Origin of the sequence: Streptococcus canis (genome assembly GCF_900636575.1) — a bacterium.
GTDB classification, from domain to species: domain Bacteria; phylum Bacillota; class Bacilli; order Lactobacillales; family Streptococcaceae; genus Streptococcus; species Streptococcus canis.
In genome coordinates this window covers 1,848,846-1,865,087 of record NZ_LR134293.1, presented here as the reverse complement: position 1 = coordinate 1,865,087, position 16,242 = coordinate 1,848,846, and the positions used below count along the sequence as shown (strand labels likewise).

16 protein-coding genes are annotated in these 16,242 nt (G+C 38.2%); 15 read left to right on the top strand and 1 reads right to left on the bottom strand.

Annotated features, from left to right (window positions below):
- Positions 1-125 precede the first annotated feature (125 nt).
- Positions 126-500: a large conductance mechanosensitive channel protein MscL gene (gene mscL, locus EL097_RS09430; protein WP_003047993.1), complete on the bottom strand. Its 375-nt coding sequence runs from the start codon at positions 498-500 to the stop codon at positions 126-128.
- 126 nt (positions 501-626) lie between these two features.
- On the opposite strand from mscL, the gene dnaG reads away from it, so the two are divergent.
- From dnaG to EL097_RS09355, 15 genes are all read left to right on the top strand, one after another.
- Positions 627-2,441 carry a DNA primase gene (gene dnaG, locus EL097_RS09425; protein ID WP_099983056.1) on the top strand — a complete coding sequence of 605 codons (1,815 nt, stop codon included), beginning with the start codon at positions 627-629 and terminating at the stop codon, positions 2,439-2,441.
- An 8-nt stretch (positions 2,442-2,449) separates the two neighbouring features.
- Positions 2,450-3,559, top strand: coding sequence for an RNA polymerase sigma factor RpoD (rpoD, locus tag EL097_RS09420; RefSeq protein ID WP_003047995.1), 1,110 nt, complete (start codon positions 2,450-2,452; stop codon positions 3,557-3,559).
- A gap of 277 nt (positions 3,560-3,836) precedes the next feature.
- Positions 3,837-4,175: a metal-sulfur cluster assembly factor gene (locus EL097_RS09415; protein WP_003047996.1), complete on the top strand. Its 339-nt coding sequence runs from the start codon at positions 3,837-3,839 to the stop codon at positions 4,173-4,175.
- Positions 4,176-4,312: 137 nt separating this feature from the next.
- The gene (gene rfbD / locus EL097_RS09410) at positions 4,313-5,167 is read left to right on the top strand and encodes a dTDP-4-dehydrorhamnose reductase (protein ID WP_003047997.1); all 855 of its coding nucleotides are present in this window, start codon (positions 4,313-4,315) and stop codon (positions 5,165-5,167) included.
- 118 nt (positions 5,168-5,285) lie between these two features.
- Positions 5,286-6,434 (top strand): beta 1-4 rhamnosyltransferase Cps2T, encoded by a 1,149-nt coding sequence (gene cps2T, locus EL097_RS09405; RefSeq protein ID WP_003047998.1) that lies wholly within the window; start codon positions 5,286-5,288, stop codon positions 6,432-6,434.
- Positions 6,431-7,369, top strand: coding sequence for a glycosyltransferase family 2 protein (locus EL097_RS09400; protein WP_003047999.1), 939 nt, complete (start codon positions 6,431-6,433; stop codon positions 7,367-7,369). Before cps2T ends, EL097_RS09400 begins: the two co-directional genes overlap by 4 nt.
- Positions 7,366-8,172, top strand: coding sequence for an ABC transporter permease (locus tag EL097_RS09395; RefSeq protein ID WP_003048000.1), 807 nt, complete (start codon positions 7,366-7,368; stop codon positions 8,170-8,172). Before EL097_RS09400 ends, EL097_RS09395 begins: the two co-directional genes overlap by 4 nt.
- Positions 8,172-9,338 (top strand): ABC transporter ATP-binding protein, encoded by a 1,167-nt coding sequence (locus EL097_RS09390; protein ID WP_003048001.1) that lies wholly within the window; start codon positions 8,172-8,174, stop codon positions 9,336-9,338. The genes EL097_RS09395 and EL097_RS09390 overlap by 1 nt, the downstream gene beginning before the upstream one ends.
- 18 nt (positions 9,339-9,356) lie before the next feature.
- Positions 9,357-10,622, top strand: a complete 1,266-nt coding sequence (locus tag EL097_RS09385; protein WP_003048002.1) for a glycosyltransferase family protein — start codon at positions 9,357-9,359, stop codon at positions 10,620-10,622.
- 27 nt (positions 10,623-10,649) lie between these two features.
- Positions 10,650-11,876, top strand: a complete 1,227-nt coding sequence (locus EL097_RS09380; protein WP_003048003.1) for a rhamnosyltransferase WsaF family glycosyltransferase — start codon at positions 10,650-10,652, stop codon at positions 11,874-11,876.
- On the top strand, positions 11,869-12,849 hold the full coding sequence (locus tag EL097_RS09375) for a glycosyltransferase family 2 protein (RefSeq protein ID WP_003048004.1): 981 nt from the start codon (positions 11,869-11,871) through the stop codon (positions 12,847-12,849). The genes EL097_RS09380 and EL097_RS09375 overlap by 8 nt, the downstream gene beginning before the upstream one ends.
- A 12-nt stretch (positions 12,850-12,861) precedes the next feature.
- Positions 12,862-14,340 (top strand): DUF2142 domain-containing protein, encoded by a 1,479-nt coding sequence (locus EL097_RS09370; protein WP_003048005.1) that lies wholly within the window; start codon positions 12,862-12,864, stop codon positions 14,338-14,340.
- A gap of 32 nt (positions 14,341-14,372) precedes the next feature.
- On the top strand, positions 14,373-15,182 hold the full coding sequence (locus EL097_RS09365) for a glycosyltransferase family 2 protein (protein WP_039994824.1): 810 nt from the start codon (positions 14,373-14,375) through the stop codon (positions 15,180-15,182).
- Complete coding sequence (locus EL097_RS09360; RefSeq protein WP_003048008.1) at positions 15,179-15,874, top strand: glycosyltransferase family 2 protein; 696 nt, start codon at positions 15,179-15,181, stop codon at positions 15,872-15,874. Before EL097_RS09365 ends, EL097_RS09360 begins: the two co-directional genes overlap by 4 nt.
- Positions 15,875-16,231, top strand: a complete 357-nt coding sequence (locus EL097_RS09355; protein WP_003048010.1) for a DUF2304 domain-containing protein — start codon at positions 15,875-15,877, stop codon at positions 16,229-16,231.
- Positions 16,232-16,242 lie beyond the last annotated feature (11 nt).

Here is a 16,242-nt window from a genome sequence, read left to right as displayed (position 1 = left end):
TTATCGCATTTCAGGAGTCTTTCTTTTTTAGAGGAACAAAAAAAGATTGAAGAAAAATGATCCTAAATGGACTTTTCTTCAATCTGGAACAGTTGGAGAGCCAACTGTTTTAGTCATATCAACTCTTATTTCTTTGCTAACAAGTCACGGATTTCAGTAAGCAATTCTTCTTGAGTAGGGGTTGTTACTTCAACAACTTCTTCCTCTTGTTTTTTAGGCATAGCTTTTTCAGCGGCTTTAACAACAAAGAAAAGGCTAGTACCGATGATAAGGAAGTTGATTACCGCTCCCAAGAAGTTACCATATTTAATCCCATTCCAAGTTAATTGTGTAATGTTTTCAACATTAGCAGCTTTCAAGGCTGGGTTTAAGATAAGTGGTGTGATGATGTCGTTAACAAAAGATGTAACGATAGCACCAAAGGCACCCCCGATAATAACTGCAACAGCAAGATCAATAATGTTTCCTCTAAATAAAAATGCTTTTAATTCTTTAATCATGAGAATTCCCCTTTTTTTAATCTGACCTAATCATAACACAATTGATAGGCAAAAGCTAATGGAATCCCTTGTGTTTTTAAATTTACAAAAGAAGCTTTCAATGATATAATAAAACATAAAACTATAATGGGATTTTTATGGGGAGGTGACGATTTGGCGATTGACAAAGAAATGATTTCCCAGGTAAAAAATAGTGTTAATATTGTCGATGTCATTGGAGAAGTGGTCCAACTTTCTCGTACAGGTCGACATTATCTTGGCCTTTGTCCCTTCCATAAAGAAAAAACGCCCTCTTTTAATGTCGTTGAAGACAGACAGTTTTTTCACTGCTTTGGTTGTGGAAAATCAGGGGATGTTTTTAAATTTATTGAGGAATACCGCCAAGTCCCCTTCTTAGAAAGTGTTCAGATTATTGCGGATAAGGCTGGCATGTCGCTTGATATAGCGCCAAGTCAGGCAGCGGTTGCTAACCAACACCAGCACCCTAATCACGCTTTAATGACACTTCATGAAGATGCTGCTAAATTTTACCATGCGGTTCTGATGACTACCACCATTGGTCAAGAAGCTAGGAAATATCTTTACCAGAGAGGCTTGGATGACCACTTAATTGAACATTTCAATATTGGCTTAGCCCCAGATGAGTCGGATTATCTTTATCAAGCTCTTTCTAAAAAATACGAGGAAGGTCAACTGACTGCTTCAGGATTGTTTAACTTGTCCGACCAATCCAATACCATTTACGACGCCTTTCGAAATCGTATCATGTTCCCCTTATCAGATGACCAAGGGCATACTATTGCCTTTTCAGGACGTATCTGGACGGCGGCTGATATGAAAAAAAAACAGGCCAAGTATAAAAATTCAAGAGGAACCGTTCTTTTTAACAAATCTTATGAATTGTATCACTTGGACAAGGCCAAGCCTGTTATTGCCAAAACTCATGAAGTGTTTCTAATGGAAGGGTTTATGGACGTGATTGCTGCTTATCGTTCGGGTTATGAAAATGCTGTTGCCTCAATGGGAACGGCTTTGACGCCAGAACATGTTCATCACCTTAAACAGATTACCAAAAAAGTAGTCTTGACCTATGATGGTGATGACGCTGGTCAAAATGCCATTGCTAAATCACTAGAATTGCTTAAAGATTTTGTGGTAGAAATTGTCAGAATCCCCAATAAAATGGACCCTGATGAATTTGTACAGCGGCATTCCCCAGAAGTATTTGCAGATTTGCTTAAGCAGTCACGCATCAGTAGTGTCGAATTTTTTATTGATTATCTCAAACCTGACAATATGGATAATTTGCAATCGCAAATTGCTTATGTGGAAAAAATAGCGCCATTGATTGCTCAGTCACCGTCTATCACAGCCCAAAATTCTTACATTAACAGAGTAGCAGATTTGTTACCGGATTTTGATTATTTCCAAGTAGAACAATCGGTCAATGCCTTAAGGGTTCAGGATAGACAAAGGCGCCAAGAGAAGCAGGTTCAACCTGTCAGCAGGCTGGTTACTTTGCCAGTGGCAAAAAGTTTGACAGCTATCACCAAGGCAGAAAGTCATCTTATGCATCGACTGTTACATCATAGCTATTTGCTGACTGAATTTCGCCATCGAGCTGATTTTTATTTTGATACCCCTGCCCTTGAAGTGCTTTATCAACAGTTGAAGCAACAAGGACAAATCACTTCCTATGACTTGTCAGAAATGTCAGAGGAAGTCAATCGGGCTTACTACAGTGTTTTAGAAGAAAACCTTCCCAGAGAAGTGGCTCCTGATGAGATTGATGATATTCTAGCCAAACGTGCCAAGCTTTTAGCAGAGCGCGACCTCTACAAACAAGGTAAGCAAGTTAGAGAATCTAGCAATAAAGGTGACCACCAACTAGCTCTTGAAGTGTTGGAAAATTTAATTGCTCAAAAACGAAAAATGGAATAGAGGAAAATATGACAAAAGAAAAAGAAATTACAACTTTTAATGTTCAAGTTGCGGAGTTTATTCGTCATCATAAAAAAGAAGGAACAGCGATTGATGATGACGTGACTGAAACACTCGTCATTCCATTTGCCTTGGACGCTGATCAAATCGACGACCTACTTGAGCGGCTAACAGATGGTGGCATTTCCATTACAGATAAGGAGGGCAACCCCTCATCAAAATACGTGGTTGAAGAACCTAAACCCGAAGAGCTCACTGATGAGGAATTAATTGGAAGCAATTCTGCTAAGGTAAATGACCCTGTCCGTATGTACCTCAAAGAAATCGGTGTCGTACCACTTCTGACAAGTGAAGAAGAAAAGGTATTGGCGGTTGCTGTAGCAGAAGGTGATCTAGAAGCTAAACAACGTTTAGCAGAAGCCAACTTGCGTCTGGTAGTCTCTATTGCTAAACGTTATGTCGGTCGCGGCATGCAATTCTTGGATTTGATTCAAGAAGGCAATATGGGGTTGATGAAAGCTGTTGATAAATTTGACTATTCCAAAGGGTTTAAGTTTTCAACCTACGCTACATGGTGGATTCGCCAGGCTATTACTCGTGCTATTGCTGACCAAGCACGTACCATTCGTATCCCAGTTCACATGGTAGAAACCATTAACAAATTGGTTCGTGAGCAACGTAATTTATTGCAGGAATTAGGACAAGATCCAACACCAGAACAAATTGCAGAACGCATGGAAATGACACCTGATAAGGTTCGTGAAATTTTGAAAATTGCTCAAGAGCCAGTCTCTCTAGAAACCCCAATTGGTGAAGAAGATGATAGCCACTTGGGTGATTTTATCGAAGATGAAGTCATTGAAAATCCAGTTGACTACACAACACGCGTGGTTCTTCGTGAACAGTTGGATGAGGTCTTGGACACATTAACAGACCGTGAGGAAAATGTTCTCCGCCTACGTTTTGGACTTGACGATGGTAAAATGCGTACCCTTGAAGATGTGGGCAAAGTCTTTAACGTCACCCGTGAACGTATCCGTCAAATTGAAGCTAAGGCACTTCGCAAACTTCGCCACCCAAGCCGCAGTAAGCAATTAAGAGATTTTATGGAGGACTAAAATCGTCCACTGGACGATTTTAGGTCGTTCCCTTCCCTTGAAATAAGAAAGGAACGAAAATCCAAAGTGGCGCTTATAGCAGTACACCTAAAAATTAGAAAGTAGACCGAATGTTAAGGTCGAGCTTAAAACAAAAGCTGAGCCTGAAAACCGGTGGGCGTTTTTAAGGTCGGAATTGATAACGGAAACGAGCCCAGATGGCAATTCTTCTAATTTGGCAAAACCTTAGTGGCCTTTTTGCCTATCTATGAAATATTCAAAAAATGAAAGGGAAGTCATGACTGATACACCAAAATACACCGAAGAACAAGTTGCAGCCATTAAGGATAGAATTCTTGAAGCTTTGGAAACGGTTATTGACCCGGAGTTAGGCATTGATATTGTTAACTTAGGCTTGATTTATGAAATCCGCTTTGACGATAACGGTCACACAGAAATCGACATGACACTCACGACAATGGGCTGTCCTTTGGCAGACTTGTTGACAGATCATATCCATGATGCCATGCAAGATGTGCCAGAAGTCACTAAGACTGAGGTCAAATTAGTCTGGTACCCTGCTTGGACGGTTGATAAAATGAGCCGCTATGCTAGGATTGCATTGGGCATTCGCTAATAAATGATAGTCAAGGGATGAAATATTCCCTTTTTTGATGTAAAATAAAAGGAAATACAGGCGAAAGCCTTTGGTTAATATTAGAGAACACTAAGGCACTGAGACAAGTACTCTGCCTACGGCAAAAAGGAGAACCGATGATTTTAATTACAGGAAGTAACGGTCAATTAGGGACAGAACTTCGTTATCTATTAGACGAACGAGATGTTGATTATGTGGCTGTTGATGTCGCAGAAATGGACATCACAAACGCAGATAAAGTCGAAGCTGTTTTTGCACAGGTCAAGCCAACATTGGTTTATCATTGTGCTGCTTATACGGCAGTTGATGCGGCAGAAGACGAAGGAAAAGCTTTAAATGAGGCTATTAATGTAACAGGCTCAGAAAATATTGCCAAAGCTTGTGGAAAATATGGGGCTACCCTTGTTTATATTTCGACAGATTACGTGTTTGATGGCAATAAACCAGTCGGTCAAGAATGGTTAGAAACAGATCGTCCAGATCCTAAGACAGAATATGGCCGCACAAAACGTTTAGGAGAACTAGCCGTTGAACAATACGCAGAGCAATTTTATATTATCCGTACTGCCTGGGTATTTGGAAATTATGGTAAAAACTTTGTCTTTACCATGCAACAATTAGCAGAAAAACATTCCCGTTTGACTGTTGTCAATGACCAACATGGTCGACCAACGTGGACAAGAACCTTGGCAGAATTTATGTGTTATTTGGCAGAAAATCAAAAAGCCTTTGGTTATTATCACTTGTCAAATGATGCTAAGGAAGACACTACTTGGTATGATTTTGCCAAAGAAATCTTAAAAGGTAAGGCTGTTGAAGTGGTGCCGGTTGATTCATCAGCTTTCCCAGCAAAAGCCAAACGACCTTTAAATTCAACCATGAATCTTGACAAGGCAAAGGCAACAGGGTTTGTGATTCCAACATGGCAAGAAGCCTTGAAGGAATTCTACCAACAGGAACTGAAAAAGTAAGCATTCTAAAGAGAGTTGGCCATAGAAAGCCAACTCTTTTTCATGGGTTTAAGGTCGCATTAGCCTTCTAATTGTGGTATAATGTCACTGATTATATTTTAAAGTGGGGTAGTATGCAATGCAGGATGTTTTTATCATTGGTAGCAGAGGGTTACCAGCGAAATACGGTGGCTTTGAGACCTTTGTGGAAGAGCTGATCAGTCATCAGAAAGATAAAAACATTCGGTACCATGTAGCTTGTTTGAGTGATACCAAGCATAAAGTCCATTTTGACTACAAAGGGGCTGACTGCTTTTACCTTAACCCACCTAAGCTTGGACCTGCTAGAGTCATCGCTTACGATATGATGGCAATTACCTATGCACTATCTTACAGTGACCAACATCAGATTCAGAACCCTATTTTTTATGTGTTGGGCAATACCATAGGTGCTTTTATGGCACCATTTGTGAAGCAGATTCACAATCGAGGCGGACGCTTTTTTATCAATCCAGATGGGTTAGAGTGGAAGCGGTCTAAATGGTCAAAACCAGTACAGGCCTACCTGAAGTTTTCCGAAAAGCAAATGTCTAAACAGGCTGATTTGGTTATTTCGGACAATATTGGCATTGACCGTTACTTTAAAGCAGCATATCCTTGGTCTAAAACGTGTTTTATTGCCTATGGAACGGAAACACAACCTTCACGTCTGGCATCAACAGATAGCAAGGTCAGAGCTTATTTTCACCCCTTTGATATTAGTGAAAAGCATTACTATCTCATTTTAGGACGCTTTGTTCCTGAAAATAATTACGAAACCGCCATTAAAGAATTTATGGCTTCCTCAACTAAGCGTGATTTAGTGATTATTTGTAATCATGAAGGCAATGCTTACTTTAAGCAATTACTTGCTGAGACGGGTTGTGATAAGGACCCACGCATTAAATTTGTTGGTACCCTTTATGACAAAGAACTGTTAGCCTACATTCGAGAACAGGCTTATGCCTATATTCATGGTCATGAGGTAGGAGGGACTAATCCAGGCCTCCTAGAAGCACTAGCCCATACTAATCTTAATTTGGTCTTAGATGTTGACTTCAACAAATCAGTAGCACGAGATGCTGCGCTGTATTGGACCAAGCAAAAAGGGCAATTAGCAGAGCTGATTAACCAAGTTGATGCAGGTTTTGATAGCGCTCGTCTGGGCAAAGAAGCCAAAGCTATTATTCAAGAACATTACACTTGGGAAAAAATTGTAGGGGAGTACGAGGCCTTATTTTTAAGATGAACATTAATATTTTACTATCTACCTACAATGGGGAACGCTTCTTAGCAGAACAAATTCAAAGCATCCAAAGGCAGACAGTTAAAGACTGGACCTTACTAATCAGAGATGATGGATCAACTGATGGCACCCAGAATATTATTCGCACATTTGTCAAGGAAGACAAACGAATTCAGTGGATCAATGAGGGTCAGACAGAAAACCTGGGAGTTATTAAGAATTTTTATACCCTCTTAAAGCACCAAAAAGCAGATGTCTATTTTTTCAGTGACCAAGATGATATTTGGTTAGACAATAAATTAGAAGTGACCTTGTTAGAGGCTCAAAAATATGACATGGCGGCTCCTTTGTTGGTTTATACAGACCTCAAAGTGGTCACTCAACAATTAGATATTTGCCATGACAGCATGATCAGAACCCAATCTGACCACGCCAATACAAGCTTACTTCAAGAACTAACAGAAAATACGGTAACAGGGGGCACAATGATGATTACTCATGCCCTTGCTGAAGAGTGGGTAACCTGTGAAGGGATACTCATGCATGACTGGTATTTGGCCTTACTAGCAGCTGCTAGAGGGAAGTTAGTCTATCTTGATCTTCCTACAGAATTATACCGTCAGCACGATGCTAACGTGTTGGGGGCTAGAACCTGGTCTAAACGCATGAAAAATTGGTTCAGCCCACACCGTTTAGTCAGCAAATACTGGTGGTTGATCACATCCAGCCAAAAACAGGCTCAATTACTATTAGACTTACCATTACAACCAAATGATCGTGAACTGGTAGAAGCTTATGTTTCCTTGTTGGATAGGTCATTTGCCAAACGCTGGGCTACTTTGAAAAGATATGGTTTTCGTAAAAATCGTGCCTTTCACACCTTTATTTTTCGTAGCTTAGTCATCACCTTATTTGGTTACAGGAGAAAAGAAGAATGAATTTTTTAACAAAGAAAAACCGTATTTTACTGAGAGAAATGGTAAAAACGGATTTTAAATTACGCTATCAGGGGAGTTTTATTGGACATCTGTGGTCTATTTTAAAACCAATGTTGCTCTTTACCATCATGTACTTAGTTTTTGTACGTTTTTTGAAGTTTGATGATGGAACACCTCATTATGCAGTTAGTTTACTTCTAGGCATGGTGACTTGGAATTTCTTTACGGAAGCAACCAATATGGGCATGCTTTCCATTGTTTCAAGGGGTGATTTACTTCGTAAGATTAATTTTCCAAAAGAAATTATTGTCATTTCATCAGTTGTAGGAGCAAGCATTAACTATTTTATTAATATTTTAGTGGTATTTGCTTTTGCTTTAATTAATGGTGTGCAACCCAGTTTTGGTGTTTTTATTTTGATTCCATTGTTCGTTGAGCTTTTCTTGTTTGCAACAGGAGTTGCCTTTATTTTGGCGACTTTATTTGTCAAATACCGTGACATGGGACCTATCTGGGAAGTTATGCTTCAGGCAGGCATGTACGGAACACCTATTATCTATTCTATTACCTATATTATCCAAAGAGGTCATCTAGGGATTGCCAAGGTAATGATGATGAACCCTCTAGCTCAGATTATCCAAGAACTACGCCATTTTATTGTGTACCGTGGAGCAACCATTAATTGGGAGATTTTTGAACATAAAGTTTTCACTCTTATTCCGATTTTGCTCTCGTTAAGTGCCTTTGTCATTGGTTATGTTATTTTCAAACGAAATGCTAAGAAATTTGCGGAGATTCTTTAATGTCAGAAAAAAAAGTTGTGTTATCAGTTGATTCGGTAAGCAAATCCTTTAAATTACCGACTGAGGCTAGTAATAGTTTACGAACCAGTTTAGTGAATTATTTTAAAGGAATTAAGGGTTATACAGAACAACACGTGTTGGACAATGTATCGTTTCAGGTCGAAGAAGGAGACTTCTTTGGCATTGTTGGCCGAAATGGTTCTGGAAAATCAACCCTTCTAAAAATTATTTCTAAAATTTATGAACCAGAAAAAGGTCGTGTGACGGTTGATGGGAAATTGGTTCCTTTTATTGAATTAGGAGTTGGTTTCAATCCAGAATTAACTGGTCGTGAAAATGTCTTTATGAACGGTGCCTTGCTAGGTTTTTCTCGTGATGAAGTGACAGCTATGTATGATGACATTGTGTCTTTTGCAGAACTGCATGACTTTATGGACCAAAAACTGAAAAACTATTCTTCTGGAATGCAAGTACGTTTAGCGTTTTCAATTGCCATTAAAGCTAAAGGTGATATTTTGATTTTGGACGAAGTCTTGGCTGTTGGGGATGAAGCTTTTCAACGGAAATGTTTTGATTATTTTGCCCAGCTCAAGCGTGAACACAAAACCGTTATTTTAGTGACTCACTCGATGGAGCAGGTTCAACGTTTCTGTAATAAGGCCATGCTGATTGATAAAGGTCATAAAATGGAAGTAGGGACACCTCTTGAGATTTCTCAAATCTATAAACAATTAAATGGCTTGAATGTTGCCAAGGAATCTAGCAAAGAAACTGAGAATAACGGCATTTCCTTATCGTCCCAATTTGTTAACCACCAAGATAAGACCTTGGCTTTCAACTTTGATGTTCACTTTGAGCAAAAGATTGAGGACCCTGTTTTGACCTTTACCATTCATAAAGATACCGGAGAACTACTTTACCGTTGGGTATCGGATGAAGAAGTAGATGGTTCTATCACAATTAAGGATACTAAGGTTTCTATTGACTTTGCCATTCAAAATATTTTTCCTAATGGGAAGTTTACAACAGAATTTGGGGTCAAATCACGAGATCGTTCAAAAGAGTATGCCATGTTTAGTGGCATCTGTAATTTTGAATTAATTAATAGAGGCAAATCAGGAAATAATATTTATTGGAAGCCTGAAACAACAGTTAAGCTCACTTAGAGCAATGGAGTTATGGGGATGTATCAAGGAAAACGATTTTTATTAACTCATATCTGGCTCAGGGGCTTTAGTGGTGCTGAAATTAATATTTTAGAATTGGCAACTTTTTTAAAAGAAGCAGGTGCTGAAGTAGAGGTTTTTACTTTTCTAGCAAAATCACCTATGCTAGAAGAATTTCAAAAAAAAGCTATTCCCGTTATAGATGATAGTGACTACCCTTTTGATATTAGTCAGTATGATGTTGTTTGTTCAGCGCAAAATATTATTCCCAAAACCATGATAGAAGCACTGGGAAAACCGCAAAAGAAGCTGCCTAAGTTTATTTTCTTGCATATGGCTGCTTTAAAAGAGCATGTACTGGAACAGCCTTATATTCATCAGTTAGAAGAAAAGTTATCGTCAGCGACATTAGCTATATCAGAAGAAGTTGTTCAGAAGAATCTCAACCGCTTCTTCAAAGTCATTCCTAACTTGCACTATTATCCAAATCCGGCGCCGGAGAGTTATGCAGCATTAGAACATCTTGCGAGACCGTTTCCAAAAAACATTTTAGTGATTTCGAATCATCCACCTCAGGAAGTGCTCGATATGAAGCCTATTTTAGCTGAAAAAGGAATTCGGGTTGATTACTTTGGAGTTTGGTCAGACCATTATGAATTGGTGAGTCCGGAATTAATCGCGACTTATGATTGTGTTGTTGGTATCGGCAAAAATGCCCAGTATTGTTTAGTCATGGGAAAACCTATTTATGTCTATGATCATTTTAAAGGGCCAGGCTATTTAACCGATACTAATGTCACGCAAGCTGCCCTCAATAACTTTTCAGGAAGAGGGTTTGAGGATAAGGCAAAAACAGCGGAAGAATTGGTCAGTGACTTATTGGAGCATTATCAAGAGGCTCAAGCCTTCCATCAGCAACATTTGGAAGACTATCGAAATAAGTATACTATTTCAACAATAGTTGGAGAGATTTACCAAAGCATTGAAACCAAACAGCGTGATATTACCTGTTTGGATCAAGAAGAGATTGCATATATCAAAGCTATCAGCTTGTTTATAGAAACAAGGCTTGTCCGTTTGGAAAATGATGTCACCAATTTATGGGAATCTATTCACCACTATGAGCGGTTAAATCAGGAAATGTGTGTAACAAAAGAAGCGTTGGAGCAAGACCTAGCTGCCAAACAAGCAGAATTAGAGATAATCAAAACCTCTAGAATGTTCAAACTATTCCAGTTCTTGAGGAAAGTAAAAGGTTTCTTTTTTCGACAACGAACGCATTAATCATTTCAAGAAACCTAGGAGGAAAAAATGATAGGTAGAATTATTAGAAGTTATAAAGATGAGGGCAGACGTGCCACCTTACGTAAGATTTGGGAGCATTTACAAGGAGGAAGAAATCCTCAGCCGGCAGGTAAAATTGATTTAAATCGTATTCCTATCATGCCACAATTAGAAGATATTGCTAAGGCGGATTACCTCAATCATCCTTATCAAAGACCTGCTAAGTTAGATAAAAACCACTTAAATATTGCTTGGGTATCACCGCCAGTAGGAAAAGGAGGCGGAGGTCATACCACTATTTCGCGTTTTGTGAAACACCTTCAGTCTAAAGGGCATCAGATTACTTTTTATATTTACCATAATAATACGATTGAGCAATCTGCTAAGGAAGCCCAAGAAATTTTTTCTAAAGCCTACGGTATTGAAGTGGCTGTTGAAAATTTAGAAGATTTTGCTAATCAAGATTTGGTTTTTGCCACAAGCTGGGAAACTGCTTATGCTGTCTTTAATTTAAAGGGTGACCATCTCCACAAATTTTATTTTGTGCAAGATTTTGAACCTATCTTTTATGGGGTTGGCTCTCGTTACAAGTTAGCTGAGGCCACTTACAAGTTTGGTTTTTATGGGGTTACTGCGGGGAAATGGTTAACGCATAAACTTAAAGATTATCACATGGATGCTGATTATTTCAACTTTGGAGCAGACACTGATATTTACAAACCTAAAGCACCTCTTCACAAGAAAAAGAAAATTGCTTTTTATGCGCGTGCCCATACAGAACGTCGTGGATTTGAGTTAGGTGTTATGGCTCTTAAAATTTTTAAAGACAAGCATCCAGAATATGATATCGAGTTTTTCGGACAAGATATGTCTCATTATGATATTCCATTTGATTTTATTGACCGAGGCATTCTAAACAAAGAAGAATTGGCAACTATTTATCATGATAGTGTGGCCTGTTTAGTTCTTTCTTTGACCAATGTGTCCTTACTACCTTTAGAACTACTGGTAGCAGGTTGTATTCCCGTAATGAACTCTGGGAACAATAATACGATGGTTTTGGGCGAAAATGATGATATTGCCTATGCAGAAGCCTACCCTATTGCTTTGGCTGAAGAATTGTGCAAAGCTGTTGAACGCTCTGATATTGATGCCTATGCTAATGAGATGAGTCAAAAATATGATGGTGTCTCATGGGAGGACAGCTATCGCAAGGTGGAAGAAATCATTCGTCGTGAGGTACTCAATGACTGATAAGGTAAAAGCAACTGTTTTTATACCAGTTTATAATGGTGAAAATGACCATTTGGAAGAAACGTTGACAGCTTTATATGCTCAACAAACAGACTTCTCATGGAATGTGATAATAACCGATTCAGAATCTAAGGATGCTTCAGTTGCTATTATCCAGAAATTTGCTGAACAATACGGCAACTTGCAGCTTATCAAGCTCAAAAAAAGTGATTATTCACATGGAGCTACGAGACAAATGGCAGCTGAGCTGTCAACAGCAGACTATATGGTTTATCTTAGTCAGGATGCTGTACCTGCTAATGAGAATTGGTTGGCAGAAATGGTAAAACCATTTTCTCTGAATCCGAATATCGTTGCGGTTCTAGGGAAACAAAAGCCTCGTGTGGGTTGTTTTCCAGCGATGAAGTATGATATTAACTCTGTTTTTAACGAGCAAGGAGTAGCAGGAGCAACGACTATTTGGACACGTCAAGAAGACTTAAAAGGGAAATATACGAAAGAGTCTTTTTATAGTGATGTTTGCTCAGCAGCTCCTAGAGAGTTTTTGGTCAATAAAATCGGCTATCGTTCAGTTGCCTATTCAGAAGATTATGAATATGGAAAAGATATCTTAGATGCTGGCTATATGAAAGCCTACAATAGTGATGCTGTCGTAGAACATTCCAACGATGTCTTGTTGTCAGAATACAAACAACGTATTTTTGATGAGACCTATAATATCCGTCGTAACAGTGGTGTTACAACTCCAATTTCGTTGCCGACAGTTCTTGCTCAGTCTTTGAAGGCATCCTTAAAAGATGCTATGAAGATTGTTGCTGATCAAGATTATTCTTGGAAACGCAAGCTCTATTGGTTAGTTATTAACCCGCTTTTTCATCTTGAAAAATGGCGAGGAATGCGTTTAGCAAATCAGGTTAATATCACAGATGACAATAGCAAATATTCACTTGAAAGTAGTAAAAGTAAAGGTTAGTAAGGAATAATAATGAAAACCACTTTATCAAAATTAAAACTTTGTTTAATGGGCATCTTTATTGTCTTGTTCAGCCAATTAACGGTTCCTCAATTATTTGAACTTAGACTGGGCGGCCGTTTTTTCTGTGTGCTTATAGCTGTTTGCTTGTGTCTTAGTGTGATAAATGTTAAAGAAAAAAAAGCTTTAGCAAGAAATGCTTTTTTAATGATTACCATTCTGGGAACAGCCATTAGTTTGATAAAACCAGTTCAATATAGCTTAGATGAAGATTCTCATCTGCTTCATACCATTGGGTTATCAGATAGTTTAGTATTTAAATACTCCAAGGAAGAATTGACGGATTATAAACTGGTTTATCGTCATGACGGTATTCGTAATCAAAGTCATTATCAAGGCAACGATTATTGGTTGACAGTGACTCATAAACCAACAAAGGTAAAAGGCAACACCATTGGATTTGACAATCCTGCCTTTTTACCAGGAGCTATTGGATGGAATTTAGGACGACTTATCTCTAACAAAGTTTTTGTTTCCTATTATCTGGGACGAATAGTCAATGTCCTTGCTTACGCTCTCCTTGTTTTTTTTGCCATCAAATTGAGTATCGTTTTCAAGTCAGTGCTTTATTTTATGGGAACTTTACCATCTGCGGTCTATATTATTTCAGGTTTTCATTATGATTACCTTTACTATGGAGCTAGCCTGATACTAATAGCGCTACTGACTAATATTTTAGCGGAGAAAAAGACCGTTACGAAACTTAATGCCCTAGCCTTTCAAGCCCTCTGTTTGTTATTTGCCTTTGCTAAATTCCCATTTATCTTAGTTGGCAGTTTAATACTTGTTTTACCAAAACGCTATTATGACACGTCTAAAACAAGGTGGGTAGCATTGGCGATGTTTGGCATGATGATGCTTTTATCGCTCATTTATACTGGTATTATTAAAGTGATGCCCATGGTGGGAAGTGTGACAGGGAAATCGCCAGGACTTCTTTATTTCATTCAGCATCCCCTACCTATTATCAGAACATTAATTCAGATTCCTCATGTGATTATGGATAATTTTATTGGTCATCCTCTTCAATATGTTTCTCACCAATCATCCTTGTTGATTGCCTTGAATATGCTTATATTTGTTATTGTCTTATTTGTTTGTTCGACGCAATGGCATTACAAGCTTCCACTTTGGTTCCAATTATATACAGGCGCTTTGTTTTTGGGAATTGCTGCCCTAATGATTTTTGCCATTACTGGTGACCCTAGGGTTTATCATGAAGGTGATATTGTAGTAGGTGGTGTTCAAGGAAGATATTATTATTTTATGATTACCATGGTTCCTGTCTTTTTAGGGTATTGGATAACGAGCAAATTTAATATCAACCCTTTTACAGAAAAAGAAGAGGCGCGCTTTCAAACAGTGTTACAATACACTGTGGTATTTTTGAATATCTTTACAGTTGCAGTTGGTTTGTGCACTCAGATTTAATAAGGTATACAGTGATTGTGAGAAAGAAAACAATGGAAAATAAGAGAACATCCCTCCATACATTTGTGATATGCGCTTACGGCGAAAGCCCATACTTAGAAGACTGTCTCATTTCGTTAAAGAATCAAGTCTACGCATCGCAAGTGTTAATATATACATCAACTCCAAATCAGTTGATTGATCATTTGGCAGATAAATATCAGGTACCAGTTGTCACCAAAGAAGGTGGAGGTATTGGGCGAGATTGGAATAATGCCCTTAGTTTTGTCAAGACCCCCTATGCAACGATTGCTCACCAAGATGACATTTACCTTTCGACCTATTCTAAGGAAGTTATGGAACGTTTTGTGAGTCATCCTGAGGCGACGATTGTATTTTCAAATTATGCAGAATACCGAAATGGTGCCGTAGTAGAAACTAACCTTAATCTTAAAATAAAAAATACCTTATTAAAAGCTATGAATTTTTTTCCGAAGTCAAAATTTTGGCGGCAGCGTATTCTATCCCTTGGCAACCCTATTTCTTGTCCAGCAGTTAGTTACCACTTGACTAAGTTACCAGGATTTCAGTTTTCTGAGGACTGGCGAACCAATTTAGATTGGTATGCTTGGTATGTTATCAGTAGCCAATACCAAGGATCCTTTAACTACATTGAGAAACCCCTAATGTATCATCGGATTCACGAGGACTCTGAGACGTCAAATACCATTAGAGAAAATGTTCGTACAAAAGAAGACTTAGCCATGTTTAGCCTCTTTTGGCCTCATTGGTTTGTTCCGATTTTAGGGTATTTCTATGTGAAAAGTCAACATTCAAATACTGTCGAAAAGGAGAAGAAATGACAAGTGATTTATTAATCATGATTCCTGCCTATAATGAAGAGGAGTCTATTGAAAGGGTTGTGCAAAACCTCGTTAGCCATTATCCTCAATACGATTATGTGGTGATTAACGATGGTTCTAAAGACAGAACATCTTTAATTTGTCATGACAATCAATTTCAAGTGATTGATTTACCAGAAAACCTAGGTCTATCAGGTGCTATCCAAACAGGCTTTAGGTATGCTTTTAAAAAAGGGTATCAGATGGTTATTCAGTTTGATGCTGATGGCCAACATTTGCCAGAATATATTCATGCTTTGGAAACTAAAATTAGGCAAGGAAATGATTGTGTCATTGGGTCACGGTTTGTGAACATGCCAAAAGAAAAATCATTGCGTATGCTAGGGAATAGCTTAATCAGTTTTGTGATTAAGCTGACTACCGGAAAGCGTATTACTGACCCAACATCAGGAATGCGAGTTTTTAATGAAGATTTGATCAAATTATTTGCTCAAAACATTAACTACACCCCTGAGCCAGATACCATCTCCCATTTGATTAGACAAGGTTATCATGTTGAAGAAGTACAAGTTGACATGATGGATCGTCAAGCAGGGCAGTCCTATTTGACCTTGTCTCGATCAATAAAATACATGTTCCACATGATTGTTTCCATTTTGCTCATTCAAAACTTTAGAAAGAAGACAAGCTAAATGACACTCGGTTTACAAATTTTATTAGCAACAGTTGCCATTTTGACAGCTGTAATGATTATTTTAAACATCAGAAAATCACGCCTTCAAATTGAAGATAGTTTCTTTTGGTTAGTTTTTGCCATTGTATTGCTATTTATGTCTATTTTCCCTTACTTGTTTATCTACATTTCTAATCTCTTGGGCTTTACGTCACCGTCTAACTTTGTCATTTTATTTATTATCTTTTTACTGATTATTAATCAGTATCATTTGACCAAAAAACTATCTCTGGTTGAAATTAAATTAAAGAAAATGATTCAATACATTGCTCTTGTTGAAAAAGAACAAGAGGATAAGAAAAACCAAAAATCATAATGAACGATAAA